This is a genomic window from Endozoicomonas sp. ONNA2, from assembly GCF_024606365.1.
GTDB lineage: Bacteria > Pseudomonadota > Gammaproteobacteria > Pseudomonadales > Endozoicomonadaceae > Endozoicomonas.
Genome location: NZ_JAHHPO010000535.1, coordinates 1 through 8,834, shown reverse-complemented (window position 1 = coordinate 8,834; position 8,834 = coordinate 1). Strand labels below are relative to the sequence as shown.

The 8,834-nt window shown below is 49.3% G+C and carries 7 protein-coding genes; 2 read left to right on the top strand and 5 right to left on the bottom strand.

Features of this window, described 5'->3' with window-relative positions:
• Positions 1 to 91 precede the first annotated feature (91 nt).
• A complete protein-coding gene (locus KDK14_RS09445; RefSeq protein WP_257264850.1) occupies positions 92 to 868 on the top strand; it encodes a type 1 glutamine amidotransferase in 777 nt (258 codons plus the stop codon).
• Positions 869 to 879: 11 nt separating this feature from the next.
• Here the strand turns inward: KDK14_RS09445 and KDK14_RS09440 are convergent, their stop codons facing one another.
• The 3 genes from KDK14_RS09440 to KDK14_RS09430 are packed head-to-tail and all read right to left on the bottom strand — an operon-like array spanning position 880 to position 3,561.
• Positions 880 to 1,389, bottom strand: a complete 510-nt coding sequence (locus KDK14_RS09440) for a hypothetical protein (RefSeq protein WP_257264849.1) — start codon at positions 1,387 to 1,389, stop codon at positions 880 to 882.
• Positions 1,389 to 3,185 (bottom strand): DEAD/DEAH box helicase, encoded by a 1,797-nt coding sequence (locus tag KDK14_RS09435; protein ID WP_257264848.1) that lies wholly within the window; start codon positions 3,183 to 3,185, stop codon positions 1,389 to 1,391. The genes KDK14_RS09440 and KDK14_RS09435 overlap by 1 nt, the downstream gene beginning before the upstream one ends.
• A gap of 7 nt (positions 3,186 to 3,192) precedes the next feature.
• Positions 3,193 to 3,561 carry a glutaredoxin gene (locus KDK14_RS09430; protein ID WP_257264847.1) on the bottom strand — a complete coding sequence of 123 codons (369 nt, stop codon included), beginning with the start codon at positions 3,559 to 3,561 and terminating at the stop codon, positions 3,193 to 3,195.
• Between the two features lie 553 nt (positions 3,562 to 4,114).
• Here KDK14_RS09430 and KDK14_RS09425 point away from each other — a divergent pair.
• Positions 4,115 to 5,101 carry an ankyrin repeat domain-containing protein gene (locus tag KDK14_RS09425; RefSeq protein ID WP_257264846.1) on the top strand — a complete coding sequence of 329 codons (987 nt, stop codon included), beginning with the start codon at positions 4,115 to 4,117 and terminating at the stop codon, positions 5,099 to 5,101.
• Between the two features lie 285 nt (positions 5,102 to 5,386).
• On the opposite strand, the gene KDK14_RS09420 is transcribed toward KDK14_RS09425, so the two are convergent.
• Both KDK14_RS09420 and KDK14_RS09415 read right to left on the bottom strand, forming a co-directional pair.
• On the bottom strand, positions 5,387 to 7,498 hold the full coding sequence (locus tag KDK14_RS09420) for an F-box/WD repeat-containing protein (RefSeq protein ID WP_257264845.1): 2,112 nt from the start codon (positions 7,496 to 7,498) through the stop codon (positions 5,387 to 5,389).
• A gap of 81 nt (positions 7,499 to 7,579) precedes the next feature.
• The coding region (locus KDK14_RS09415) for a WD40 repeat domain-containing protein (RefSeq protein WP_257264844.1) at positions 7,580 to 8,834 on the bottom strand (1,255 nt) is incomplete at its 5' end.

The window sequence follows — 8,834 nt, the reverse complement described above, 5'->3', positions numbered from 1 at the left end:
CTGTAGAAATGTCGAAGTTATTTCAGGACAGCTCCTTATGTTCTGGCCTATATCCTCAACGGGCTTCTTGTCGATATAGACTGTATATCAGGTGAACAGAAAACAGTGTGCGGGGAAGCTGGAATTGAACAAGCGACTGGGTATTTTATTATGCGATGAACATCATCCAGACTCTATCAAGCGTTTTGGTTCCTTTGATAATGATTACAAAATGATGGTTGAGCGTGTGATGCCCGGTCAGTGGCAGTATTCTGTCTGGCGCTGTTATCAAGACAGTTTCCCATCCTCCGTTGACCAATGTGACGCATGGGTTATCAGTGGCAGCAAGTCTTCTGCCTATGACTCAGAGCCGTGGATACTGAAACTCAAACGTTTGATTGTCGACCTTGCCATGAGCGATTCATTGCTGGTGGGCATCTGCTTTGGTCATCAGATCATTCATCAGTCCCTGGGCGGCCGTGTTCAGAAGTTCCCCGGAGGATGGGGGTTAGGCGCTTATCCTGTGAAAGCGTTGTCTGATTTCGGGAGTTTCAAGTCAGGCAGCACTATTCGCGTTCTGGCGGTTCACCAGGATCAGGTTGATCTATTGGCTCCGGGCTTTTCCTTGCTGGCAACCTCGGATTTCTGCGAGAACGCCATTACACGACGGAGTTCTAAAATTCTGACCTGGCAGGCGCATCCTGAATTTATTGACGGATTTTTTATCGATGTGTGTGCAAGGCTGCGCACAATGGTGGCAGATCGATTGATTGATCAGGCAGTAGGAGCGATTGGATTGCCTGATGACCGGCATCAGGCAGGAAAGACCATCGTTCACTTTCTTGCAGGAAATGGGCTGGGCCAAGAGGCAACAGATCGCCCTGTTTAAACCATTCAAGCTCAGTTCGTTTGCATTTTTTTCCCGGCTCTCTGGCAGAGCATATCCAACAATAACCCACAATTACCTTCTGTTACCCGGTCTCGGGGGATCATCTCGAGCCAGCCGCCTTTACCTGCTATCACAATAATATTGTCTTCTACCGTGATCATCTTTACTTGCCGATAGGGGCGAAATGCCGGTTTCAGTAATGATGAACGGATGCTGATACCCTGTTCATCAAGACACAGAGTGCGGGTTTCCAGGTCAAGGTCCGGCTGGTAATGAAGGCCAAAGCGTTTATGCACAGCATACTTGAGGCCAAGATTCAGTATCCAGAAGGTAATAAAGGCAGAGCCAAAGATTCCGGAAAGCAGAATATTGCCCAGGTTGTTCTGAAAGACCAGCAGGGGCATCAGTAAACAGACCAGTGACGCAACCCAGATCACCAGCGTATGTTTCGGGCTGTATTTAATCATCAACTGATTGATGCGGTTCTGGGCTTGCCCGGTTATGTGATAAGTGACGTGCATCAGAGTGTTTCGGCCTTGCGATAGTTGCCATCGTAGTCGAACAGCTTATCAATGATTTTCCAGTAATGCTTTTCCTTCTGCGCGATCACAAAATCAGGCTTGCGAAATTTTTTCCGGCTGTGGATAACATTAGCCACCGTTGACGGCCGAAATGGCTCAGCACGATTAATCAGGGCGTGCTTGCCAAAATGATGATAGAACGCACCTTGTTGGGATGGGGTATCCAGCCGGAAAAACTCATTGACCTCGGCACCATCTTCATCGTGGTAGGTGATTTTGATGCGCTGTTTGCCCCGGGCGTCCTGATCAGCACTCATGTCCATTCCAGAGCAGCGGATCACCAGGCAATTTTTCAGGTTCAGGGCGTCCCGCAGCTTTTTATCCGGATCAACCAGAGCGTTCTGGCAACTGTGGCACTTTCTGGCGGCTATATCGTTTTCAGCACCGCATTGGTCACACTCTTTAAAGCGGTAGCGAAACTCACACCGTTCTTTCACTTCGCTACCGTTGTCATCCAAAAACGCTTCAAAGCCCTGGCAGCGGCGACCATAGTGTTCAACCAGATCGCCATCGCTATCGACCACCCCCCAGAAATGGTTCTCGTGGCCACAGGCAGGACAGGGAACCGTGACCGGTACCGCCTTTGAATCCGGTGTTGGCTCACCCACTTCCGGGCTGTATAAGCTGAAGCGGTTGCCCGCATAATCAATAATCAAACAGTCTTTTTTGTCCGGTGCCAGACGCAGCCCCCGACCTGCGATCTGCTGATACAGGCTGGCGGATTCGGTTGGCCGCAATATGGCGATCAGGTCCACGTGGGGCGCATCAAAACCGGTGGTGAGCACAGACACATTCACCAGGAATTTAAGCTGCTGCTGTTTGAAGGCGGCAATCAGCCGGTCCCGCTCTTTTGCGGGTGTATCACCGATAATCAGGGCACTCTCATCGTTTGGCAGGTATCCCATAATCTCACGGGCATGGTCTACTGTTGAGGCAAACACCATGACACCCTTTCGGGTAGCGGCTTCTTTTTTTACCTGATGGATGATTTCCCGGGTGGCCCGGGTTTTTCCTTGTAACAACTGGTTCAGCGCCTGTTCTTGATAACGGCCAAAGCGATCCCTGGATAGTTGGCTGAAGTCGTAGAAAACAATGGGTGCATCAATCACCACGGGCATCGTGAGATAACCGTTGTCAACCATGTAGGACAGTGGCAGCTCAAATAGGCACTCCCGGAAAAAACGGGGCTCTTCTGTCCTGACCGACCCTTTATGTCCGGCACTTCGGTAATACTGGTACAGCCAGCCCATTCCCAGACGATAGGGGGTAGCTGTCAGACCGAGAACCTTAAGGTCTGGGTTCAGTCGTGTAAAGTGATCAATGACCTTGTGGTAACTGGCGGTTTTCTCCATGGATACCCGATGGCACTCATCAATAACCAGCAGTGTGAATGTTTTCTGACCCGGCGCGTTGTGAAACTGTTCAAGATGTCTGACAACACTTTGCACACTGCCAAAGATGACCTGTTCAGAGGCCTTTTTCTGCCCAAGTCCGGCACTGAAAATCGAGGCTTTCAATCCATAGCTTTGGTATTTGGCGTGGTTCTGCTCCACCAGCTCCTTTACATGGGCCAGAACCAGCACGCGGCCACGGGCAATGCGGGCCAACTCGGAGATAACCAGGCTCTTGCCAGCCCCTGTGGGCAGTACCAGCAGGGCCGGGTCGCTGGATTGGCGAAAATGCCGTATCACACTGTGAACGGCATCTTGTTGATAGGGTCGGAGCTGGTAGGCCATGACGGGGTTAGCCAAAGTTCTGTTGCAGATAGTGGATAATATCGCCGGACTCATACATCCAGATATCGTCTTTGCCTGCTTCCTGAATCCGTAAACAGGGTACCTGAACCTTGCCACCCATCTGTTGCAACGCATTTCGGGCTTGCGCGTCATTCATGGCATCCAGGGTCTGGATAGTCAGACCCAGGGTGTGAATGGCCCTGCGGGTTTTGATACAGAAAGGGCAGGCCGTGAACTGGTAGAGCGTCAGGTTGGCGGTTTGTGCATCCACCCGGGCCTGCTGTTCCGGTGAACGTACCATTGCTTTAGGGCGGGTCAGCTTATCTGCAGCCGCAATACCGTAGCCTAATACATTACGAATAATTTTTAACAACATAGGTTTGAGTACCAGTGAAAAGTGCCATTGTATCATTTAAGCCAACGCTGATGACCATGGGATTTATACAAAATCGAATGCCCGGTGTATGACGCTTCACGGTTAATTAATGATTCCGTGAATGCCTTCATCATTTAATCGGTGAATGGACCGGTACATGATTTTACAGTGTGTGTTTTGAAAATGAATAGACTCTGAAAATGAATAGTATCAGATGTGAGCAAAATGCTTTATTCAATTTATATTGAGTAACAGAACAAGGGTTTATTCATACAAATTGTGAGAGGTCGGGATAATGGACAGTGGTACAGGAAATCTGCCAATTGGGTCTTCAGCTAGTAATACGACAAACATCGTTGATGACAGGGTCAATGTTCCCACTACTACCCGGTTTTACCCTGTGGAAGTTGGTCGTTGGATAGCCTCTGCTGCCTTTAATTTTATGTTTGACCAGTTGTCTGTCCTGGGCCGTAAAATCGCCCGAACTGAGCCCGTTGCTGGCCTGCTTATGAAGCATTATGTTGGAAAAAAAGATACGGATAATGTTCGCTGGATGATCGAAAATGGCATGAATTTTGATCAAAGGCATAAACAGCTAGCGTATTTGGCATGTACTAATCACGATCATGAAACGCTGCACTTGCTTTTAAAAAATAAAGCGCCCGCTGATGCCCTTATGGAGGCTTATGTTCAAGGAAAACCAAAAGCACTTAAATTTCTTATCGATAAATATGACCTGGTATTGGGCAAAGATCATTATCAGCTGGTGATCACAGCAGCAGAAAGAGGGGATGTTGAATCTTTGTGTGTTCTGCTGTCAAAAGGGGCACCTGCGTTTGTCCTGAATACAAATCGAGATTCACCACTGTTAACGGCTATCAAGCATGGGCATATTGATGCGGTGAAGCTGCTGATAAAATTTGGGGCACCGGTAACTGATGGCGAACATTTACTTCTGCCCATCATTTTTTTTGAAGCGGCTAATGCACAAAAAAATAGTGTTGAAATAGTGCAGGTTATATTAGATCAGAATCCGTTCTCTATTTACTCACATCATTTGTTATTTCCTGAAGATAAGGATTGGCTGGTAGAACACCATTGCAGCCCTGATTTTATGAAAGAATTTACCATCCGATTGAACAGGAATTGTCACAATCATATCGTCTGTCTTTTACTGAGAGAATTAAGTGATACCGGTTGTATCGATTATTTTGACGATGAGAGATGTCAGGCGTTGTACAATAAAGGTGTTGAAAAAAAAGTTTTCAGAAGCATTGAGCAGTACGTGCCTGATAACAGGCTTCGGCTAAAAGCGGCTGTTGTACAAGCCAATCATGAATTGGAATGGTCCCGTACCTCATTGCAAACGTTAGCTAAAGAAGCCTTTAAGCGTGCGGTTAACAGTCACAGGTTTAGCGCAACGACTTTCAACGAAGTAGCGGCTTTAGTTGATCGTCTGGATATTCCTGTGGGATTAAAAGATGAGCTTAAACGTATGCATTTATCCCCTGCGGTCAACCCACGCCTGGCTGCAGAATAATTCATGATTTGTTTTAACTTTTTTCGTCGAAATGATCGGTTTGAGTACTGATATAGAGTTCAGTTGAGAGGTTCGAAAGCTGTCCCGGCGGGCATGACACACAATTCATCAACTTCTGAATTCAGCTCCAGAGGCTCACCGGCCAGGGCGGTAGAATCGGGTGTGCGTACATTTATATTGAAGCCATTTTAGACGACATCAGATGCTTTAAGAAGGCGATTAAAGATCGCTATTATCACTTTATTGGGCATAAACCTGAATTTAATATAACGAAGTATTTTATTTCTACATGAACGTACACCCGGTTATATCACCCTGCTCACCGGCAGTAACAAGACGCCAGATTTCCAGGTTGTGGTCGTCCCAGTTGATCGCCAAATGCCTGCTATCAACACTGAAGCTGGCAGAATCAACCCGGCGGGGATACCACAGAGTGGCCTTCTTCACCCAGCTGCCCTCGGCATAGCGGCCAAAGATCATTGCAGAACCATCCGCGCTTGTGGTGACTATATTGGTGCTATCGGCATTGAAGCTTGCACAATAGATCCGGCTGTTATGGATGATAAGGCCTTTTGGTAACCACATGCCGTTCCCGTCATGACTGTATATTTTTGCCTTGAATTTCTTACAAGGGTCGTTCTCCCTGATTAAACCCGGGTAGCAAGAGAAAGTGACAATATGGCTGCTATCAGGACTGAAGCTGGCGTCAGCGTGGGGCCCGACGGGCCCGACATGGTCATGGTCAATGATGCCGCTTTCTATCCAGCCTCTGGCTTCGTCATAACTGTATATTCTGGAGATGCCAAGATCCGCGCCGATGATGGCCGCATGTCTGCTATCGGGACTGAAGAAGGCTCTTTTACTGCTTTCCAAAATGGGAATAGCGGTTGGTATCCAGTGGCCGCGTTTGTCACAGCTCAGGATTTCAAGTTTAGATTTATTTTTGCTAACCATCACATGACGGCTATCGGGACTGAATCTGGGCCAACTAACGATACCATGGTACAAAATAAGTGGGATATTGCCAGTTTTCCCTGTCCAGTCGCTGCTGCTGTCACGATTGAGGATTTTCAGGGTTGCGCTGTCAGTTTCACCATCTCGCTTGTTGATGATAATGACATGGCGACCATCGGGGCTGGCTATCGCCCGTATGACCGAGCCTTCGTTGTAAGTGATGGGTGCACTCTCTAGCCAGCCGCCATCCTTGTTCAGGCTGAGGATTTTTGCGGTCTTGGCGATGATCCCCAGATAACCACTGTACATCAGCACAAGGCTGCCATCGGGGCTGAAGGTGACTGATGCTTCGGCAAAGACGTCACTAGTTGCCTCTAATGTCCAGCCACCCTCTTCGTTCCGCCTGTGGATTTTTGCGCACGAGTTGGAGCAGGTGGTCAGTATCCGGCTGCCATCCGGGCTGAAGCGAGCCTCCAACTTCTGCCTGCCATCGGTAATATCCGCGGCCAGCGTCCAGCGATCGGCGTCGTTCAAGCTGTGGATTCTGGCGCTGCCATCATCACAGGTAATGACTGCCTGATGACCATCGCAACTCAGGCCAGCTGACCTGATCGTGCTTTCATGGACAATGGATAGTTGCTCCGTGCAGCGGTTATCTGCGTTATATGCGAAGATTTTTGCGGTATGTTGATTCCAGGCCAACACATGACGGCCGTGGGTCTCAAAGGTATGGCCAGGAAGATTTGGAATGTACCGGGAACTGAAGTCAAAACTGGCCTGTTTATGCCATGAGCCGTTTGCTGTACAGCCAAGGATTGTCGCGGTTCGACGTCTATTGGCGATCACTAAATGGTCGCCATGGGTGTTAAAGTTGAAGCTTCCGACAGCATGATTTTCATGAATTTTTTGTACCAGAACCGGTTTGAATTGTCGGCAGTCAGCCATCAGTTTGCTCACCGTATAAAACAGGACCTGCGGGAAGTATTGCCTTTTTTGTGTTTTAACGGTTTTACGGGCGTCGTCTGTTGTGTGCCCGGGCAGGTATTGGCTGCACAGTTTATCAACTACTGTTGCATCCGTGGTAAATTGCCCCAGCCAGTGGCGCAGGTCACGATCACTGATGTCCCGGGCAATCTCCTTGAACTGGTTCTGCTGGTGTACTGCAAATTTTGCAAACCACAATCTGGCCGGCAGATGTTCATCGGTGATTACTTGATGTAAATACGTACACGTTTTTGCGACGGCGAGAATATCCCGGAAAGATAAGTAGCCCAACAGCTTGAGCATGGGAGGCTCTGGCAAATACAGTAATGAGCATGGGTTTTGGCAGGGCACAACCGACATCCCGTTGCTGCTCCACACATATCGGGCTGACTCAGGTACGTCGCAGTCCGGGCTGCTGCCATAACTGCCGCTGGTGTTCACGGGAACGGGTGGTTCCATGGTTAATTGCCATCCTCCGGTTATCGAATGGATTGGTGATTTTGGCTGGATTCGGCTTGCGGGGCTGCGCAATTGTACCTGTTAGCCAGACTGCCCAGAGTCCATGCCAGAAGCGACAAGACGCCAGATTTCTACAGTGCGTTCACCACTTGCGGTCACCACCTGCCTGCTATCGGCACTGAAGATGGCAGATCGGACCGGGTAGGCATGCTTCAGAGTGGTCTTCTCCACCCAGCTGCCGTTGGCATAACGACCCAGGATTATTGCTGTGCCATCGGCGCTTGCGGTCACTAAATGGTTGCCATCGTTGTTGAAGCATGCGGTGTTGATCGGGCCGTAATGGGTGGCAATGGCTCTGCGTGACCAATCGCCATTCCCATCGCGACCGTGGATGTATGCGTGATATTCGGTGCCAGAACTCCTTTCTAAACTACAGAAAGTGACAATATGACGGCTATCAGCACTGAAACTGGCCTCAATTTTTGGCAAGTCATGGTCATGGGGAATGATTTTTTTCTCTATCCAGCCTCTGGCTGCGTCATAACCGTATATGTAGCAGATGGGACTATAACCGGGGGTGATGACTGCCGCATGGCTGCTGTCCGGACTGAAGAAGGCTTTTTTCGCTGTTCCCCACACGTAAATAGAACTCTGCACCCATTTGCCGTGTTTGTCACAGCTCAGGAATTCAAGGTTTTTAAGATCTTTGGCAGCCATCACATGGCAGCCATCGGGGCTGAATTTGGGGGACAGGTCAGAATGATCGCTGTTAAAAATGGGGATATTGCCAGTTTTCCCTGTCCAGTTGCCGCTGCCAACACGACCGAAGATTTTTAGGGTCGTCCTATTAGTTGCAGCGTCTTGGTGGTTGATGGTGATGACATGGCGACCATCGGGGCTGGCCGTAGCGCGTATGATCTTGTAGCCCGGGTTAACGAGGGTGGCACTCGCCAGATTGTCGTTCAGGCTAAGGATTTTTGCTGTCTCTTTAAAACCGAACAGCAGCAACTGGTTGCCATTGGGACTGAACCTGACGAATTTGGCATTGGGGTCACTAACGGTTTCTGATGTCCAGCCGCCCTCCTCGTTCCGCTGGTGGATTTTTGCATACGGGTTGGGGGTATAGGGGGTCACTGAGCGGGTCAGTACCCGGCTGCCATCGCGGCTGAAGCAGGCCTTCACGCCCCTGCTGTCGTCAATGTCCTCCAGGTACTCTATATCCTCTATATCTTCTATGTTCGATATGTCCGCTGTTAACGTCCAGTGACCAGCGTCGTTCCAGCTGTGGATTTTGGCACTGCCATCATCACAGGTAATGACTACCTGACGACCATCG

Excerpts from the sequence above, each read along its gene's own strand:
- KDK14_RS09440 (WP_257264849.1), bottom strand. The coding sequence starts at position 1,389 with ATGCACGTCACTTATCACATAACCGGGCAAGCCCAGAACCGCATCAAT.
- KDK14_RS09420 (WP_257264845.1), bottom strand. The coding sequence starts at position 7,498 with ATGGAACCACCCGTTCCCGTGAACACCAGCGGCAGTTATGGCAGCAGC.
- KDK14_RS09430 (WP_257264847.1), bottom strand. The coding sequence starts at position 3,561 with ATGTTGTTAAAAATTATTCGTAATGTATTAGGCTACGGTATTGCGGCT.
- KDK14_RS09425 (WP_257264846.1), top strand. The coding sequence starts at position 4,115 with ATGATCGAAAATGGCATGAATTTTGATCAAAGGCATAAACAGCTAGCG.
- KDK14_RS09435 (WP_257264848.1), bottom strand. The coding sequence starts at position 3,185 with ATGGCCTACCAGCTCCGACCCTATCAACAAGATGCCGTTCACAGTGTG.